An 18,654-nucleotide genomic window follows, 5' to 3' on the forward strand; every position below is an offset into this window, starting at 1 on the left:
TATGAAATTATAGGTTTTGCTATAAAAGTGCATAAAGCTTTGGGACCTGGACTTTTAGAAAGCATTTATGAGCAATGTCTTAAATATGAATTAGAACAAAACGGATATGATGTTAAACAACAATTAGTTGTTAAAATAGATTATTATGACCTTGAATTAGAATCTGATTTAAGAATTGATTTACTTGTGAATGATTGCATAGTTGTTGAATTAAAAGCAATAGAAAACCTTTTGCCAATTCACGAAGCACAATTACTTACATATATGAAATTGTTACAAAGACCTCAAGGTTTATTAATTAATTTTAACACTTTAAACATAACAAAATCAATGAAACCACTTGTAAATGATTACTTTGCAAGATTAATAGATTAAACATAAACATTACCGTAAAGAAATTGAACCATTAAGAGATTAAGAAAATTAAGTTAAACGTTTTAAAACTTAATTAACTTACATTCAACACAAAGCTTAATTCTCTTAATATCTTAATGGTAAAAAAACTAAAAATGGCTGAAAAAACAATCAGAATTGGAACTCGCGATAGTGAATTGGCGCTTTGGCAAGCTCACACAGTTGAAAAAAAATTAAATGATCTCGGCCATAAAACTGAGATTATTGCTGTAAAATCGCAAGGAGATATTATCCTAGACAAACCACTTTACGAACTCGGAATTACAGGAATTTTTACCAAAACACTTGATGTTGCAATGATAAATGGTCAAGTTGATATTGCTGTTCATTCTATGAAAGACGTTCCAACCGCTTTGCCACAAGGAATTGTTCAAACGGCAGTGTTGGAAAGAGCATCAACATTAGATATTTTAGTTCACAAAGGAAATCTAGATTTTCTAGAAAATTTAGGCACAATTGCAACAGGAAGTTTGCGTCGTCGAGCAATGTGGCTCAATAAATATCCAAATCACAAGGTTGTAGATTTACGCGGAAATGTAAATACCAGAATGAAAAAACTTCAAGATAACAATTGGAATGGTGCAATTTTCGCAGCTGCAGGATTAGAAAGAATAAACATAAAACCAGATAATTTCATCAATCTAGATTGGATGATTCCAGCGCCAGCACAAGGTGCAATGGTAATTGTTGCAATGGCAAATGATGAATTTTGTAAAGAAGCAGTTGCTGAATTAAATCATTTAGAAACAGATATTTGCACCTATATAGAAAGACAATTTTTAAAAATACTTGAAGGTGGATGTACAGCGCCAATTGGAGCATTAGCAAAATTTAACGAAAAAGATGACACCATACATTTTCAAGGACAGTTGCTTTCTATCGATGGAAAAGAAAAATTACAAATCGATAAAAAAGTAGACATTTCCCAATGGAAGAAATTAGGATTTAATTGCGCACAAGAAATTTTAAATAATGGCGGAATAGAATTGATGAAGAATATTAAATTAGCATTAAAAAATTAGAAGCGAATGGCTTGGGCATTTTCTACAATCCTTTTTCCTGCTTTCCATTTCAATCTTTTTTTTAAAAAAAAAAAAGGATTTTCATTGCAATCAGGGCTAAAAAGCTATTGTATAACATAAAAACACTTAATGAATCTTAATTCCTTATTAGTTCAAAAAGAAAACTATGACTAAACAAACCAATATATTATCTACTAAAAAGCTATTGCCAAATCAAAAGCAACAATTACTAGATGCTAATTTTTTAGTAATTGAAGAAGATTTTATAGAAACTAAAATTAAGAATTTTGAATTGTCTAAAGTTAACGAAAATCTAATTTTCACAAGTCAAAACGCAGTACAAAGTATTCTAAATCATCCAAAATTTGAAGATTTAAAAAGTAAAAACGTTTTTTCTGTCGGAATGAAAACCAAAGACTTATTAACCGAAAACGGATTTAACGTTATCGCTTACACAGGTTACGCATCAGATTTAGCAGAAATAATTTCACTAGTTTATTCCAATGAAACATTTACATTTTTCTGCGGAAATTTACGTAGAGATATTTTACCGGAAACATTAAAAGAAAACGGAATCATATTCAACGAAATAGAAGTTTACGAAACCAATTTAACATCGAAAAAAATAACTCAAAAACTTGACGGAATTCTATTTTTCAGTCCATCAGGAGTAGAAAGTTATTTAAAATCAAACACAATTAAAGAAGAAATGTGTTTTTGCATTGGCGAAACAACAGCAGAAGCATTAGAAAATAAAAAAATAAAAAACATTACAATTGCAGAAAAACCATCGGTAGAAAATGTAATTGCAGAAGTTATCGAATATTTTAATTAACAATTCACAAACCTCAAAGGTTTTCAAAACCTTTGAGGTTTAAATAAAACAAAATGATCAAAAACGACCTATTTTTAAGAGCACTAAACAACGAAATTGTAGATCGTCCACCAGTTTGGATGATGCGTCAAGCAGGAAGATATTTGCCAGAATTTATTGCACTGAGAGACAAATACGATTTTTTTACACGTTGCCAAACACCAGAATTAGCAGCCGAAATCACAGTTCAACCCATTAGAAGAATTGCGCCAGATGCAGCAATATTATTTTCGGATATTCTTGTAGTACCACAAGCAATGGGAATTGAGGTCTTGATGAAAGAAAATATTGGACCGTTTTTACCAAATCCAATAAGAACCACTCAAGATGTTGAACGAGTAATTGTTCCAAATGTTCATGAAACTTTAGGTTATGTTTTTGACGCCATAAAATTAACCAAGCAAATGTTAAATGATGAGGTTCCATTAATTGGTTTTGCAGGTTCACCTTGGACAATTTTTTGTTATGCAGTTGAAGGAAAAGGATCTAAAAGTTTTGATACTGCCAAAGGATTTTGTTTCTCAAATCCAATTGCAGCACATTCGTTATTACAAAAAATTACAGACACAACTATATTATATTTAAAAGAAAAAGTAAAAGCAGGTTGCAATGCCATTCAAATTTTCGATTCTTGGGGCGGAATGTTATCGCCAGTAGATTATCAAGAATTTTCGTGGAACTACATCAACCAAATTGTTGAAGCATTAGCTGAAGATACAAAGGTTATTGTTTTTGGAAAAGGATGTTGGTTTGCATTAGGAGAAATGTCAAAATCAAAAGCATCAGCACTGGGTGTAGATTGGACATGTTCGCCAAGAAATGCAAGATATTTATCTGGAGGAAAAATCACATTACAAGGAAATTTTGATCCAAGCAGATTATTATCGCCAATTCCAACCATAAAAAAAATGGTTCATGAAATGATAAACGAATTTGGAAAAGACAGTTATATAGTAAATCTTGGTCACGGAATTTTACCAAATATTCCTGTAGATCATGCTAAAGCTTTTATTGATGCGGTTAAGGAATATAATTCTTAAATTAATGGAATTCAACAATTGGAAACTCGACAAAATAGAAAATATTCATTTTAAAGAATTTTTCCATTTAATAGAAAATAACAGAAATCGTATTATAAAAACATTTCCTGTAACCGTTTCTAATTGTGTTGATTTAAAAGCAACAGAAGAATTCATCAGTAAAAATGTTCAAATAGAAATAGAAAATACAGGTTACTATTTTTATGTTAGAAATTTAGAAACCAATTGTTTAATTGGATATATTGGCATTAAAAAAATAGATTATAACATTTCAAAATGCGAAATCTTCTATTTTATCGATAAAGATTTTGAAGGCAAAGGAATTATTTCAAAAGCTATTTCTGAAGTAATTGGTTTTTGTTTCAACGAATTAAAAATGAATAAAATTTTTATTTGTACATCAAAGATTAATTTTGGAAGTCAGCAAGTTGCTTTGAAAAACGGATTTGTTCAAGAAGGAACTTTGCGAGAAGAATTTAAAAATCACGAAGGAATTTTAGAAGACATTAATTACTATGGATTATTGAAATCAGATTATGAAAACTAAATTCTACCAATACATACAAAACCTTCAAGACCAAATCGTTGCCGGATTAGAAGCTGTCGAAGGAAAAGCCAAATTTCGTGAAGACATTTGGGAACGACCAGAAGGTGGTGGCGGAAAAACACGAGTTATAGAAAATGGCGAAGTAATAGAAAAAGGCGGCGTAAATATTTCAGCAGTTCACGGAAAACTTCCAGAAGCAATGCAACAAATGTTTAAGGTTGGCGAAGCCGATTTTTTTGCTTGCGGATTAAGTTTAGTAATTCATCCAAAAAATCCAATGTCACCAACAGTTCACGCAAATTGGCGTTATTTTGAAATGTATAACGAAAAAGGTGAAATTATAAATCAATGGTTTGGTGGAGGACAAGATTTAACACCATATTATTTATTTGAAGAAGATGCCATTCATTTTCATCAAACTTGTAAAACCGCTTGCGATAAACATAACGTAGATTTTTATCCAAAATATAAAAAACAATGTGATGATTATTTTTGGAACACACATAGAAACGAAGCTCGTGGAATTGGCGGATTATTTTTTGATTATTGCAAAGCAACAGAACAAATGTCAATGGAAAATTGGTTTAACTTTGTGTCCGAAATAGGAAATAGTTTTCTAGATGCTTATGCTCCAATTTTAGAAAAAAGAAAAAATTTACCTTATACAAAGGAACAACGAACTTGGCAAGAAATTCGTCGTGGTCGTTATGTAGAATTCAATTTGGTTCATGACAAAGGAACACTTTTTGGACTAAAAACCAACGGAAGAATTGAAAGCATATTAATGTCGTTACCACCAAATGTGCAATGGGTTTACGATCATCATCCAGAAATTGCAAGCGAAGAAGAAAAATTAATAAATATATTAGAAAAACCAATAGATTGGGTTTAAGCGCAAAGCAAACCAACTTTAAACCTTAAACTTTTAAACAATTTAAACAATATACTATGTTTCCATTACAAAGAAATCGTCGTTTAAGAGTAAACGAATCAATACGAAGTTTAGTTCGCGAAACCACATTAAGTCCAAGTGATTTTATGTTCCCAATGTTCATTGCAGAAGGACAAAATTCCCAAGTAGAAATTCCATCAATGCCTGGAATTTTCCGTCGATCAATCGATTTAACTGTTGAAGAAGTAAAAGAATTATTCGATTTAGGAATTCGCGCAGTAAACATCTACGTAAAAGTTGATGAATCACTAAAAGACAACACAGGAAAAGAAGCATGGAATCCAAACGGATTAATGCAACAAGCCATCAAAGCCATAAAATCTGCCTGTCCAGAAATGATTGTGATGCCAGATGTTGCCTTAGATCCATATTCAATTTACGGTCACGACGGAATCATAGAAAACGGTGATATTGCCAACGATGCAACCAACGACGCTTTAGTAAAAATGGCCGTTTCTCACGCACAAGCTGGAGCCGATTTTGTTGCGCCAAGCGATATGATGGACGGACGCGTTTTGCGTTTGCGCCAAGGATTAGACGCGGCAGGTTTTCAAAAAGTCGGAATTATGAGTTATTCTGCCAAATATGCATCTGCTTTTTACGGACCATTTCGCGATGCTTTAGACAGTGCGCCAAAAAATAATACTTCCAATGCTGAGCTTGCCGAAGCGCCGAAGGACAAAAAAACCTACCAAATGGATTATGCCAACCGCATCGAAGCCATAAAAGAAGCACTAATGGATGTAGAAGAAGGTGCCGATATGGTCATGGTAAAACCCGGAATTGCCTATCTCGACATTGTTCGCGAAGTTAAAAACGCCGTAAATGTTCCAGTAACCGTTTTTCACGTTTCTGGCGAATATGCCATGATAAAAGCAGCTGCAGAAAGAGGTTGGCTCGATCACGACAAAATTATGATGGAACAATTAATGTGCATAAAACGTGCAGGAGCAAGTTTAATTTCTACTTATTTTGCTAAAGAAGCGGCGATTTTATTAAAGAATTAATGTCATCCTGAGCTTGTCGAAGGAAGTAGCGATTGGCTTGGGCTTTTTCTACAATCCTTATTCCTGCTTTACATTCCAATCTTGTTCGCCGCGGCGAACAAGGATTTCCATTTCAATCAGGGCTAAAAAGTAATTGTAATAAACTAAAATACTAGTTAAAAATGAAAATTATAGTAGCAATCTTATTCTCTATTTTTCTAATTTCTTGTAAAAAAGAAACTATAAAACCTCAAAACTCAGTTCCAGAAATAGCATCATTAGAAAAAGGCGAAACATTGTTTCAAGAAAACAATTGTGTAGCTTGCCATCAACCCAACAATAAAGTAGTTGGACCAAGTATAGAACAAATGGCAACAATTTATAAAAAAGAAAATGCCAGTTTAGTAAGTTTTCTAAAAGCCGAAGCCGAACCAATTGTAGATCTTACACAATACGAAACAATGAAAATAAATCTAGAAATTACCAAAGTAATGACAGATGAAGAACTAAAATCATTGGAAATTTATATTCAAAGTTTCGCTAAATAACACACATTTTGTCGTTTCGACCTTTTGGGAGAAATCACATAAACTTGGTTTAGATTATATGATTTCTCTTCCGAAGTTTCGCAATTGAATGACAAAGTTTAAAGATTTTCTTGTCGCTTATCCAAAAACTTTCCGAACTTTACAATAAAATCTTTTTAAAATGCAAACCTGCTTCATCAATTCGCCACTCGGAATCACCAAAATCGTTGGAGATGAAAACGGAATTTCTATAATATCCGTTTTATCCGAAGGAGAAACTTCTACAACAATTCCAAACGAATTAAAAGAAGCAGTAACACAATTACAAGATTATTTTGAAGGAAACCGAACCAATTTCACTATTAAATTAAACCCAAAAGGAACCAATTTTCAACAGCGTGTTTGGCAAGAATTACTAAACATTCCATTCTCAAAAACACTTTCCTATTTAGATTTATCTCAAAAACTTGGCGATGTAAAAGCCATTCGAGCAGTAGCATCAGCCAACGGAAAAAACCCACTTTGGATAGTAATTCCGTGCCACAGAGTTATAGGGAAAGATGGTTCACTTACAGGTTATGCTGGAGGTTTGTGGCGAAAAAAATGGCTTCTCGAACACGAAAATCCAACCAATCAACAAAGTTTGTTTTAAAATTTCAAAGTAAAAATTCTAAATACCAATTTTATTTCTAAATTCGTGAAATACTAATTATGATTTTACATTCGTGAAAATCGTGCAATTCGTGTCGAAATTATGATTGAAAAAATTCGCCTTGATAATATTTTATTTCTAGATATAGAAACCGTTCCGTTAGAAGAAAATTTTAATTCGCTAGACGATGATTTAAAACAACTTTGGGAACTAAAAACGCAATACCAACGCAAAGACGATTTTACTCCAGAAGAATTTTATGACAGAGCAGGAATTTGGGCAGAGTTTGGTAAAATAGTTTGTATTTCTGTTGGTTATTTTATCACAAAAGGTGACATTAGAAACTTTAGAGTAACATCCTTTTTTGGTGAAGAAAAAAAATTATTGAATGATTTTAATAATCTTGTAAACAATCATTTCAATCTTTCGCAACACGTAATGTGTGGTCATAACGCAAAAGAATTCGACATTCCATTTCTTGCTCGTCGAATGATAATTAACCAAGTTGCAATTCCGAATAAACTAAATTTATTTGGAAAAAAACCATGGGAAATTCCACATCTTGATACGCTAGAGTTATGGAAATTTGGCGATTATAAACATTTTACATCATTAAAATTATTGACTAAAATTCTAGGAATTCCTTCCTCTAAAGAAGATATTGATGGAAGTCAAGTTGGTCACGTTTTTTATGTAGAAAAAGACATTGACAGAATTGTAACTTATTGCGAGAAAGATGTAATTGCTGTTGCGCAAGTTTTTCTTCGTTTTAGACGTGAAGATTTATTAATTGAAGATGAAATAACTCACGTTTAAAATTTAAAAATTACAATTAACTTTTGACATTGTAATTGACTTTTGTAATTGATATTGCAATTGATTTTTAACATTGAATTAGTACATTTACAAAAATTAAAATTATGGTATTAAGTAGATTTTGGCTAGCTATTTTCATTTCATCAATAGCTTTTGTGATTTTTAGTTTATTTTTCGGAAACACTTATACCATTGACTTTGTTTTAAATGGAAAAAAAGATGATCCTATCTTAATTTCTGAAAAATACATTCAAGATTTACCTACTTATATTAAAGATAGTATTGAAAAAGCACCAGATAAAACAATGGTTATCAATCGCGATAATTTAAATCTTGATACCACTTATGTTTATTCAAGTAAAACGGTAAAAATTTATAGCGGAAAACAAAAAAGCGATGGATTGTTACCTACTTGTAAAGTAAGTTTGTTTGATATTATTTTGCCATTAATGGCTTACTTAGCTTTCTTTTGTGGATTGATGGAATTGCTCATCATTTCTGGAGCTTCAGAAAAATTAGCTCGAAGATTAAGTCCGCTTTTTTCTAAAATTTTTCCATCAGTTCCTAAAAACCATGAGTCAATTTCCTATATGACATTGAATTTTGCAGCCAATTTTCTTGGATTAGATTCGGCAGCAACACCATTCGGATTGAAAGCAATGGAAAGTTTACAAGAATTAAATCCAGAAAAAGATAAAGCTAGCGATGCTCAAATTATGTTTATGTGTCTTCATGCAGCAGGTTTAACTTTAATCCCAACATCAATTATTGGTTATCGTGCTGCTGCAAATGCTGCAAATCCTGCTGATGTTATGCTTCCTTGTATTATTACATCTTTTATCGGAACTATTGCAGCAATGATTATTGTGGGAATTCGACAAAAAATAAACTTCAAAAGCGCTACATTATTGGTTGCTTTAATGACCATTATATCTGCAATATGTGGTTTATTATTCTATATAAATCGATTAGATTTAATTGAAAAAAACTTTTTTACGGCTAATTTATCAGGACTAATGCTAATAATAATTATTGGATTTACATTGGTATTTTCATTCATTTACGAAAAGAAATTTGTAGAAAAAAACACCACAATTTTCGACACTTTTGTTAATGGAGCACGAAACGGATTAACAACAGGAGTGACTATTTTTCCATATGTAATGGGAATGTTGGTTGCCATTTCTTTCTTCAGAAACAGCGGTCTTTTTGAAATTATGAGTAATGGAATTTCATTTGCGTTTTCAAACATTGGTGTAAGTAAAGAAATCACAGATTCGTTGCCAGTTGCCATGCTTCGACCATTTAGTTCTAGTGGTTCACGAGGATTTATGATTGATGCCATGAATACTTTTGGAGTAGATTCACTCACAGGAAGATTGAGTTCTATTTTTCAATGCAGTGCCGAAACAACGTTTTATGTTATAGCAGTTTATTTTGGTTCGGTAAAAATTAAAAACACACGCTACACACTTGGAACAATGCTTTTAGTAGATTTGATTTGTGTGATTACTGCGATTTTTGTGGCTAGTTGGTTTTTTGTAAAATAATAATATGTATGATTTCTTCCATCTAGTTTGTCATTTTGTTGGTAATCTTTTGATTTGGATAATTAATTTAGGAACAAAATCATTTGATGAAGTTATTCAAAAAAGATAATTCAATAGTAGGATTGATAATTCTGATTATTACTGATTTAATACTTTATTCTAAAACTTAATTTTCTTCAATCCACCAACTTTCCGTAACTTTACATTTCAAAATAAATTATAAAATGGACTTTATATATCAAGATCCGTATCCAATTTTAAAAGACGATACACAATACAAAAAACTTACTTCGGACTACGTAAAAGTTGAGCAATTTGGTGACAGAGAAATTCTAAGTATTGATCCAAAAGGATTAGAATTGTTAGCACAAGAAGCCATGAACGACGTTTCATTTATGTTGCGAACAGCACATTTGCAGAAGCTAAACAATATTTTAACCGATCCAGAAGCTACTGATAACGACCGATTTGTAGCTTATAATTTATTACAAAACGCAGCAGTAGCTGTTGAAGGTCAATTGCCATCTTGTCAAGATACAGGAACCGCAATTGTCATGGCAAAAAAAGGCGAAAGCGTTTTTACTGGAGTCGATGATGCTGAATGGTTATCGAAAGGAATTTTCAATACTTTTCAAAATAAAAATCTTCGTTACTCACAAATTGTTCCGATTTCAATGTTTGAAGAGAAAAATTCAGGTTCAAATTTGCCAGCTCAAATTGATATTTATGCCAAAAAAGGAAATTCGTATGAATTTTTATTTCTAACAAAAGGTGGTGGTTCTGCAAACAAAACATTTTTGTATCAAAAAACAAAATCACTATTGAATGATAAATCAATGGAAGAATTTGTTCGCGAAAAAATTAAAGATTTAGGAACTTCTGCTTGTCCGCCATATCATTTAGCTTTGGTCATTGGTGGAACTTCTGCTGAGTCAAATTTATCAGCAGTTAAAAAAGCATCAGCAGGATATTTTGATAATCTTCCAACAACCGGAAATATGTCAGGTCAAGCATTTCGCGATTTAGAATGGGAGAAAAAAGTATTATTATATTGTCAAGAAAGTGCCATTGGAGCACAATTTGGCGGAAAATATTTTGCACATGATGTTCGTGTAATACGTTTGCCACGTCATGCAGCTTCTTGTCCGGTTGGATTAGGAGTTTCATGTTCTGCCGATAGAAATATCAAAGGAAAAATCACAAAAGATGGAGTTTTCTTAGAACAATTGGAAGTAAATCCGCAGCAGTTTTTGCCTGCGACACCACCACATTTAGAACCAGCAGTTGAAGTAGATTTGAATCGTCCAATGGCAGAAATTTTGGCAGAATTATCTAAATATCCAATAAAAACCAGATTAAAATTAAACGGAACTTTAATTGTTGCTAGAGATATTGCTCATGCAAAAATAAATGAATTATTGGATGCAGGAAAACCAATGCCAGAGTATTTCAAAAATCATCCTGTATATTATGCTGGACCAGCAAAAACTCCTGACGGAATGTCATCGGGAAGTTTCGGACCAACAACAGCTGGACGAATGGACGTTTATGTGGAAGAATTTCAAAAAGCTGGCGGAAGTATGATTATGCTTGCCAAAGGAAATAGAACTAAAGAAGTGATGGAAGCGTGCAAGAAATATGGTGGATTCTATTTAGGTTCAATTGGTGGTCCAGCAGCAATTTTAGCCCAAGATAATATATTGAAAGTTGAGGTAATAGATTTTGAAGAGCTAGGAATGGAAGCCGTAAGAAAAATTACAGTTAAAGATTTTCCAGCGTTCATCATTACTGATGATAAAGGGAATGATTTTTTTGCAAATCTTTAAGTATTAAGATTGTAGTATTAAGTATTAAGACAAAACCTCAAAGTTCTTTTTAGACCTTTGAGGTTTTATAATAAATTAAAAATATGCCTTTTAAAGAAACATTTTTAGAGTTTTATACCAAAGTTAAAATCAGTTTAGAAGATGGTACTTTTGCCAAATTAACTTTTGCAAAAACCATTGGAAATACAGAATTGATGAATATTTATGTTCGTCCGATACTAGATGAAAATGTATTGAAATTGGAGTTAAAATTCAAGTTCCAGCAAGAAGAATTATTTGAAATTCACGATATCGATTCGGCGTTTAATAGATTATTGGAATTTATAAACAATCCATTTATGTCAGTTATTTTATTTACAACTGAATTCGATTTGACTTATAAATTGAATAAAAAACGTGCAATAAGCATTGTTGAACAATTTCCTAGTTTTACTCATGCATCGCCTGTAATTATTGATTATTTGGGAAGTAAGAAATAATGTAGTTTGTCATTTCGACGAAGGAGAAATCACATAATCTGAATAACTTGATGAGATTCCTCCTTCGTCGAAATGACAAAAAATTAATCAATAACCATTTCAGGAATATCTCCTTCAACAATCAATTCCGCTTCTGTTGATGCTATTATGTGTTCAACAGAAACTCCTGGTGCGCGTTCTAAAAGTTTGAAACCTTGTGGAGTAATTTCTAAAACAGCCAGTTCGGTTACTACTTTTTTAACGCAAGCAACACCTGTTAATGGTAAGCTACATTTTTTTAGAATTTTGCTTTCGCCAGCTTTGTTTATATGCATCATGGCAACAATAATATTTTCGGCAGAAGCTACTAAATCCATTGCGCCACCCATTCCTTTAACCATTTTTCCTGGTATTTTCCAATTGGCAATATCTCCATTTTCAGAAACTTCCATTGCGCCAAGAATGGTTAAATCAACATGCTGACCTCGAATCATTCCAAAGCTAAAGGCAGAATCGAAGAAACTTGCTCCAGGTAAAGTTGTAATAGTTTGTTTTCCTGCATTAATTAAATCAGGATCTTCATCACCTTCAAAAGGAAATGGTCCCATTCCAAGAATTCCATTTTCGCTTTGAAATTCGACATCAATACCTTCGGGAATATAATTGGCGACAAGTGTTGGAATACCTATTCCTAAATTTACGAAATAGTTGTGTTTTAATTCTTTTGCAATTCTTTTTGCAATTTGAGTTTTATCTAAAGCCATTTATTTCTTTTTTATTTAAACTTTAATTTTCCAGTTCCAAATTTAGAACATTAGTAATAAATTCATTTTCTTGCTTTTTAATCATTAATTCTCTTAGTTCTAATAATTCCTTGTTTCTTTTTTGAGAATATAAATATCGCATTTCATCAGTGATAAAAAGTTCTTCATATAAACCCTGAAATTCGTAAGATAGCAGAAATTGTAAAGAAGTTTGTTTTTTAAGGTGTACATATAATTCGTTTTTTTGAATTGGCAAAAAAATTGTATTACCAATAGACTTTTCATTACGAAATAATTTATATTCATTTACACCTGTAATTTCTTCACTACTTAATTTTTTTTTCGTTAAAATATTATCTTTGTGAAAGTAATAATTTACCATAAAATTTGCCAAAGCTTGTTTTCTTACGCCACCAAAATCAATTTTGTCAGGAAACTTATCAACTTTTAATTTTACTTCATTATCCCAGTAGAAAGGATCATTTTCTTTGTTTTTACAAAAATCTAAAAAGTGATCAAATGCTTTTTTACGTTTTGCAGGATTATATTTTGTAAAACAATTTGTATATGAAGTTTGCCAAAACCATAATTTTAGTTTTTCAACATCTTCATTTTCTAACTTACCTTTGATATTGTAATATTGAACTAAAAAGATAAAATGTAAATTTGCAGGAACAAATTTTAAATCTAATACTGCTAAATTTTCTTTAAAAAAAATTACTGTTTCTATGCAATTTTTTAAAGTTACATTAACAATTTCAGAGAAGTTTGTTTTATCACTTAAGGTTTTTACATCCGTCGCTTTTGAGTCTAGATATAATGTTCCAAATGAACTTTGAATGGTTCTAAATATATTCTCCCTAAAGGATTCTTTTTTTATCTTATTAAAAAAATTTGTGTTACTAATATTATCTAAAACTTCAGTTATTCTTGCACCTAATCTAAAACTTTCAGTTGAGGTTATAGCAGACAGTTGTTCTTCATCATTTACTTTTTCTCCTTGAGTATTTACTCTTACAAACATTTGATTTGCGGTCTCAAAATCTCCACCTAAAATATCTACTGAGGGCAACATATAGTCCTGAATTTGGTAGGCGATTTCTTTAAATTTTGAGATATAATCTTTTATTTCGTCCTCATTCATTAAATTTCTGTGTTCAGCAAATTTTGTCTGAATGTTGTAAAACTCTTTAGTATCAGCTAATTGGTAAAGAGGAACTTTGTAGAAATCTAAATTATCATAGTTTTTTGGACCAATTTCAACTTTATTATTTTTAAAGTTATATATCAAATTAAAGTTTGCTAACCATTCTTCTTCATCTCTTACTAAGTTTGTAGTATTTGGATTAAGCAAACACCCAACAATAGTTGATAGTCTTTGAAATCCATCCAAAATATAACTTGCATATTCGTTAGGTGCTTCCAACGTATATGAACCAATATTTCTATCTTCATATTCAGGATTAAATTGTATATCGTCATTTGGTTTCCATAACAAAATTGTCCCAATTGGAAATCCTTTAATGATACTATCAAATAAATCTCTTCTTTTTTCAGGCTTACTCCATCTATATCTTCTCTGAAAAAAAGGAATTCTAAAATTGCCTTTTTCAAAATCATCTAAATAATAAGCCAATCTTCTTACTCGTGTATTTATTTGTAAGTTACTCATAATAGATATTTTATTTCGTGTATAATATGCTCAAATTCGATACGTTCAGTTTTATCTTTCAAATTAACTTCAGATTTTAATTTGGGTTGATATAAAATTCTTTTTTCTAAATCTTCTCTACTTACATGATTGAAGTGATTTGAAAATGTTGATTTAAAATTTGAAAATGGTAAACCAATTGCCAAGACTTTATGTTCTTTGTTTGAAATATTTTTACCATCTTTAAAATTATTATAAAGGTTTTGAATTTCAATTTTCAAAGTAGTCTTTTCTTTTTTTTGAAACCCTTTTTCCAAATCAAAAAAATCTTTTTGTTGTGGAGTAAAATTTAAGTATAATTTAGAAAACTCTTTTCTATCATCATTTTTCTTAGCTGTCTGTAAAAAACCATTAAAAACAGAATCTGGCATATAGTTTTCCTTTTCTCTTTTATATAGAATGTGGTATGGTATATTTTCTTTTTTTAAAAATTTAGTTTTTTTTTCTGGTAATTCTTGAGGTATAACTTCACCATTATTAAAGGTACAATATTCCCTATCACTATCTTTTATTTCATAGAATCTCAGATATTTATTTAGTGGTTCTTTAAAATGTTGATTTGTTGAAATATCTCTTGTTATACGAGTTCTTAATATACTTTCACTATTTGAACCTGCACCATTATAAAACTCCAACCAATTATTTTGTAGAGCATTAATTAATTCGTTGGAAGAGTCAAATTCCTTTATTATTTTCAATATAAATGGTTTTTCGTATTCTTCTTGTTCTAAAATTATCCTTAAATTTTGTTCTAAGTAACTAAATGCTTCTTTAGGATTAAATTCATCTTCGTTACCTGTTTGAGAAATGACCACTTCCTTTTTATCTAACTTTCCAATACTTTCCTTTAAAAAGTCTATATCACTTCTTAATAATGTTTTCTTCCATTCAGAATTTTCAAAAGCAATAAAATCCCCAACTTTTTTCAAATGCATTCTGTGTTTGCCTTTTCTGAAAAAATGCATTAAGTCATTTAAGTCAGAATTATTTTTAGGATTATTAAAAATCTCTTCCTTAATTGTTACTATCATTTCTTTCTGATTGATTTTGTTTTAATAGCAATAATTCTCTATAACTTTCATTGAAAATTTCCTCTGGCCATTTACTAAATTCTCCAAATTCATCCAATTCCAATCGTTCTATAACACTCAACTGTTCTCTTTCAATAAAATCAACATAATAAATAGCTATATCATTATTTGAAAAATCAACTTTTGGATCTGCAATTAAAGCTTGTAATCGTAGAATAAAATTTTTAGAATGTGTTTCTATTAAGTAACTTTTATTGTCATCTTCTAAATAAGATTCTACAAATCTTTGAGCTAAATTTCCATGAGCTGCAGGATGAAGATGGCTTTCAGGCTCTTCCATTATAATAAGCACAGGCTCTTCATCTTTCATGTAAGAACGTGTAATTAAAGGAAGTGCTTGAGTAATTCCTTGACCAGTATTGATAATATTAATACCTTCTATTTCTCTATTTTTAAGGATAAATCTATATTTATAATTAGAAGACCCAGGAATTTCATGTGGTATTATTTCAATTGACCAATTTTCAAAATTATTTTTGTACCAATTACTAACAGAATTAAAAATTTCTTGTTGATTATTAAATGCGTTAATCAAAATTTGGTATGTATTCTCGCCTTTTAGTCCTATATTTCTAATTTCATCATTTTTAAAGGTATATTCTTCCTCAGGTTCCGTTCGTAATGCTTTAATGTAATCATAATCCAAATTTAAATATTCAAATTTATTTTTATCTCTTACAAATCCTTTAAACTCCGAATTTTCTTCTTTTTCAGATATTTTCAGATTATTTTCAAAATAATCCCATTTTACTATTTCTGATTTTTCTTTTAGAATATCAGTAGGCAATTGTACATTTACTTTTAGTTCTGCAAAAGTTGAATCATCAATACTATTAGAAATTTCAAATTCTAAATATTCTCCTGGTAAAATCTTTCTATTATAGACTAAATCTCTGTATTCTGAACCAATTTTGATGTTATCAAATTCTAGTTTTATTGCTTCATTGATGTTTCCCTTTAAACTTTCATTTATCATAGTAGGCAACTTTAATACAGCCGTTTTACCACTATTATTCTTGCCAATTAAAATAGTTATTGGTTTTATATCTAACGTTTGCCAGTTTTTGAACAGCTTAAAGTTTTTGAATTTTATTTTATTTACCATAATTAAAAAATTGTTCTCACGGTTCTTTGTTCTATTCTTTTCTCGTATTTTTCGCCTTGAAAAATTCTATTTACAAGAATTCCAGGAATATGAATTTCATTAGGGTTTAAACTTCCTGCCGGAAGTAGTTCTTCAACTTCGGCAATTGTAATTTTTGCTGCGCCACACATACATGGGTTGAAATTTCTAGCTGTTCCTTTGAAAATTAAATTTCCAGCTTCATCGCCTTTCCAAGCTTTTACAATTGCAAAATCTGCCTTGAAAGCGTGTTCCATAACATGCATTTTTCCATTGAATTCGCGTGTTTCTTTTCCAATTGCAACTTCTGTACCAAAACCTGCTGGTGTGAAAAAAGCTGGAATTCCGGCTTGTGCTGAACGACAACGTTCTGCCAAAGTTCCTTGAGGAATGAGTTCTACATCAAGTTCTCCCGAAAGCATTTGACGTTCAAATTCGGCATTTTCGCCAACATAGGATGAAATCATTTTTTTGATTTGTTTTTCTTGAAGTAACAAACCAAGTCCGAAATCGTCAACGCCAGCATTGTTAGAAATGCAGGTTAGATTTTTGGTTTTCTTATTTACTAGTTCGGCAATTGAATTTTCTGGAATACCACAAAGTCCAAAACCACCAAGCATTATGGTCATGTTGTTTTCAATTCCTTGCAGTGCTTCTTGAACTGAATTTACTTTTTTATTAATCATATCTTAGCTAAGAATTTTACTAAATGCTATAATGTTTATTTTATTTACTACTGTTCTATTGTTTTTCTTTAAAACAACAAAGATTTTAACCAATAACAGGAATAGCTTCTACAAACCAAATTCATCAGTGTTTTGTTCATTGGTACTAGTAGAATCTTTTTGTGTTTTTTTTCTGTATTTGCTAGCGCTTCCACTACCATTACAATCTATTTTTATTGAAATGTTTTCGGGTTCTTCGAAATCGTCATTTGAAATTTGAAGTTCTTTATCTGCATAACATTTTTTCATAAAATATCCCCAAATAGGTAATGCTGCGGTTGCACCTTGACCATAAGTTATACTTTTAAAACGTGCTGAACGATCTTCGCAACCAACCCAAACGCCAGTTACCAGATTTGGAACTATACCAATAAACCAACCATCGGATTGATTTTGGGTTGTTCCTGTTTTTCCAGCAATTGGATTTGTAAATGAATAAGGATAACCTGTCCAACGATTGCTTCCGCCACCACCACCAGTTGTTCTTAGACGTTCACCAGAACCACCTTCGGTAACTCCTTCTAATAATTTAATTACTGCAAAGGCGATATCTTTGCTTAATACATCGTGAGATTCTGGAATTGGTTCATAAATTATGGCTCCGTTTTTATCTTCGATTCTTGATATAAATTGTGGTTTAATATAAACACCTTGATTTGCAAAGGTGCTGTATGCTGCAACCATATCATGAACTGTAATATCAACTGCTCCAAGAGCAATGGCTGGTTGAATAGGTATTTCTGAGGTTACTCCAAGTTTATGTGTTAATTCTACAACTGCTTCTGGACCAGTTTTATCTATTAATTTTGCAGAAATGGTGTTGATAGAATTTGCTAAAGCTTTTTGCAAGGTTACCATTCCGCGATATCTTCCATCGGAATTTCTTGGTTCCCAATTTTCTAAAACATGATGACGTCCTTTTCTAATAACTACTGGACCATCAAGCATAACATCGCAAGGAGATAAACCAAGTTGTTCTCCCTGCCCTTCGGCAGGAACACCTTCGCACTCGACGGCCAGCGCTCGTAATCCTTGCGATGCGTGGCGATGAATTCCGACAACAGCGGATACACCGCAAAGCCTTCGCTGGCAAAGCGGATCGCGGCCGAGGCCACGTCGCTAAAGCTCATGGTGCCGAAGTTCGACAGTGCAGTCAGCCACGCATCGGGTGCCGCGGGAACCACGCAGCGTTCGACCCCCGGCGGGATTTTGCCGCCGTGGCGCTTTTGAAAATAATCGGGCGTGATCGCTTTGGGCCACACACCCAAGCCGTCGATACAGGTGACTCTTTTGTCTTTGGCGGTATAAATGATCTGCGGCGCCACGCCGCCGAAATTCACCTTGTCGGTTTGCAACACCTCGATGGCTATGCCAGCGGCAACCCCGGCATCAATGGCGTTGCCGCCTGCCTCAAGGATTTCAAACGCGGCATGCGCGGCCAGATAGTGCCCAGCCGCAGCGACATGGCGCGTGCCCAGGATGGTGAGGCGATTGGATACGGTCACTTCGTTTCTCCCCGCCTGACTAAACGCATCAACACAAATGTCGCAGGCTTTACTTAACAAAACACTCGAAG

At 32.0% G+C, this 18,654-nt stretch carries 19 protein-coding genes and 1 pseudogene; 13 read left to right on the top strand and 7 right to left on the bottom strand.

Annotated features, from left to right (window positions below):
• The 13 genes from ACH2BO_RS10215 to ACH2BO_RS10275 all read left to right on the top strand — a co-directional run.
• A partial coding sequence (locus tag ACH2BO_RS10215; RefSeq protein WP_395044643.1) for a GxxExxY protein occupies positions 1-375 on the top strand: 375 nt, incomplete at its 5' end.
• Positions 376-509: 134 nt separating this feature from the next.
• Entirely contained in the window at positions 510-1,436 is a 927-nt protein-coding gene (gene hemC / locus ACH2BO_RS10220; protein ID WP_395044644.1) for a hydroxymethylbilane synthase, read from the top strand.
• Positions 1,437-1,602: 166 nt separating this feature from the next.
• Positions 1,603-2,271, top strand: a complete 669-nt coding sequence (locus tag ACH2BO_RS10225; RefSeq protein ID WP_395044645.1) for a uroporphyrinogen-III synthase — start codon at positions 1,603-1,605, stop codon at positions 2,269-2,271.
• Positions 2,272-2,324: 53 nt separating this feature from the next.
• Positions 2,325-3,350 carry a uroporphyrinogen decarboxylase gene (gene hemE / locus ACH2BO_RS10230; RefSeq protein WP_395044646.1) on the top strand — a complete coding sequence of 342 codons (1,026 nt, stop codon included), beginning with the start codon at positions 2,325-2,327 and terminating at the stop codon, positions 3,348-3,350.
• A gap of 4 nt (positions 3,351-3,354) precedes the next feature.
• Positions 3,355-3,897 carry a GNAT family N-acetyltransferase gene (locus ACH2BO_RS10235; RefSeq protein WP_395044647.1) on the top strand — a complete coding sequence of 181 codons (543 nt, stop codon included), beginning with the start codon at positions 3,355-3,357 and terminating at the stop codon, positions 3,895-3,897.
• The gene (gene hemF / locus ACH2BO_RS10240; RefSeq protein ID WP_395044648.1) at positions 3,887-4,789 is read left to right on the top strand and encodes an oxygen-dependent coproporphyrinogen oxidase; all 903 of its coding nucleotides are present in this window, start codon (positions 3,887-3,889) and stop codon (positions 4,787-4,789) included. Before ACH2BO_RS10235 ends, hemF begins: the two co-directional genes overlap by 11 nt.
• Positions 4,790-4,845: 56 nt before the next feature.
• The gene (hemB, locus tag ACH2BO_RS10245; RefSeq protein WP_395044649.1) at positions 4,846-5,856 is read left to right on the top strand and encodes a porphobilinogen synthase; all 1,011 of its coding nucleotides are present in this window, start codon (positions 4,846-4,848) and stop codon (positions 5,854-5,856) included.
• Positions 5,857-6,017: 161 nt separating this feature from the next.
• Positions 6,018-6,383, top strand: a complete 366-nt coding sequence (locus tag ACH2BO_RS10250) for a c-type cytochrome (protein ID WP_395044650.1) — start codon at positions 6,018-6,020, stop codon at positions 6,381-6,383.
• Positions 6,384-6,543: 160 nt separating this feature from the next.
• On the top strand, positions 6,544-7,014 hold the full coding sequence (locus tag ACH2BO_RS10255; protein ID WP_395044651.1) for a methylated-DNA--[protein]-cysteine S-methyltransferase: 471 nt from the start codon (positions 6,544-6,546) through the stop codon (positions 7,012-7,014).
• Between the two features lie 102 nt (positions 7,015-7,116).
• Positions 7,117-7,830 (top strand): 3'-5' exonuclease, encoded by a 714-nt coding sequence (locus ACH2BO_RS10260; RefSeq protein WP_395044652.1) that lies wholly within the window; start codon positions 7,117-7,119, stop codon positions 7,828-7,830.
• Positions 7,831-7,934: 104 nt separating this feature from the next.
• Entirely contained in the window at positions 7,935-9,380 is a 1,446-nt protein-coding gene (locus ACH2BO_RS10265; protein ID WP_395044653.1) for a nucleoside recognition domain-containing protein, read from the top strand.
• Between the two features lie 224 nt (positions 9,381-9,604).
• On the top strand, positions 9,605-11,206 hold the full coding sequence (locus ACH2BO_RS10270) for a fumarate hydratase (protein WP_395044654.1): 1,602 nt from the start codon (positions 9,605-9,607) through the stop codon (positions 11,204-11,206).
• An 83-nt stretch (positions 11,207-11,289) separates the two neighbouring features.
• The gene (locus tag ACH2BO_RS10275) at positions 11,290-11,685 is read left to right on the top strand and encodes a hypothetical protein (protein ID WP_395044655.1); all 396 of its coding nucleotides are present in this window, start codon (positions 11,290-11,292) and stop codon (positions 11,683-11,685) included.
• A gap of 83 nt (positions 11,686-11,768) precedes the next feature.
• Here ACH2BO_RS10275 and ACH2BO_RS10280 read toward each other — a convergent pair whose 3' ends face one another.
• The 7 genes and pseudogenes from ACH2BO_RS10280 to ACH2BO_RS10310 form a co-directional block, all read right to left on the bottom strand.
• Complete coding sequence (locus ACH2BO_RS10280) at positions 11,769-12,428, bottom strand: CoA transferase subunit B (protein ID WP_395044656.1); 660 nt, start codon at positions 12,426-12,428, stop codon at positions 11,769-11,771.
• A gap of 22 nt (positions 12,429-12,450) precedes the next feature.
• On the bottom strand, positions 12,451-14,100 hold the full coding sequence (locus tag ACH2BO_RS10285; protein WP_395044657.1) for a DUF262 domain-containing protein: 1,650 nt from the start codon (positions 14,098-14,100) through the stop codon (positions 12,451-12,453).
• Positions 14,097-15,170, bottom strand: coding sequence for a hypothetical protein (locus ACH2BO_RS10290; RefSeq protein WP_395044658.1), 1,074 nt, complete (start codon positions 15,168-15,170; stop codon positions 14,097-14,099). The genes ACH2BO_RS10285 and ACH2BO_RS10290 overlap by 4 nt, the downstream gene beginning before the upstream one ends.
• Complete coding sequence (locus ACH2BO_RS10295; protein ID WP_395044659.1) at positions 15,154-16,335, bottom strand: DUF3696 domain-containing protein; 1,182 nt, start codon at positions 16,333-16,335, stop codon at positions 15,154-15,156. Before ACH2BO_RS10295 ends, ACH2BO_RS10290 begins: the two co-directional genes overlap by 17 nt.
• Positions 16,336-16,337: 2 nt before the next feature.
• On the bottom strand, positions 16,338-17,039 hold the full coding sequence (locus ACH2BO_RS10300) for a CoA transferase subunit A (RefSeq protein ID WP_395044660.1): 702 nt from the start codon (positions 17,037-17,039) through the stop codon (positions 16,338-16,340).
• A 108-nt stretch (positions 17,040-17,147) separates the two neighbouring features.
• Positions 17,148-18,122: pseudogene (locus ACH2BO_RS10305) on the bottom strand (transglycosylase domain-containing protein); the annotation flags it as partial.
• A complete protein-coding gene (locus ACH2BO_RS10310; protein WP_395044661.1) occupies positions 18,008-18,583 on the bottom strand; it encodes a gamma-glutamyltransferase in 576 nt (191 codons plus the stop codon). The pseudogene ACH2BO_RS10305 and the gene ACH2BO_RS10310, both read right to left, overlap by 115 nt.
• Positions 18,584-18,654 lie beyond the last annotated feature (71 nt).

Source organism: Flavobacterium sp. (genome assembly GCF_043773265.1).
In the GTDB taxonomy this organism is placed as follows: domain Bacteria; phylum Bacteroidota; class Bacteroidia; order Flavobacteriales; family Flavobacteriaceae; genus Flavobacterium.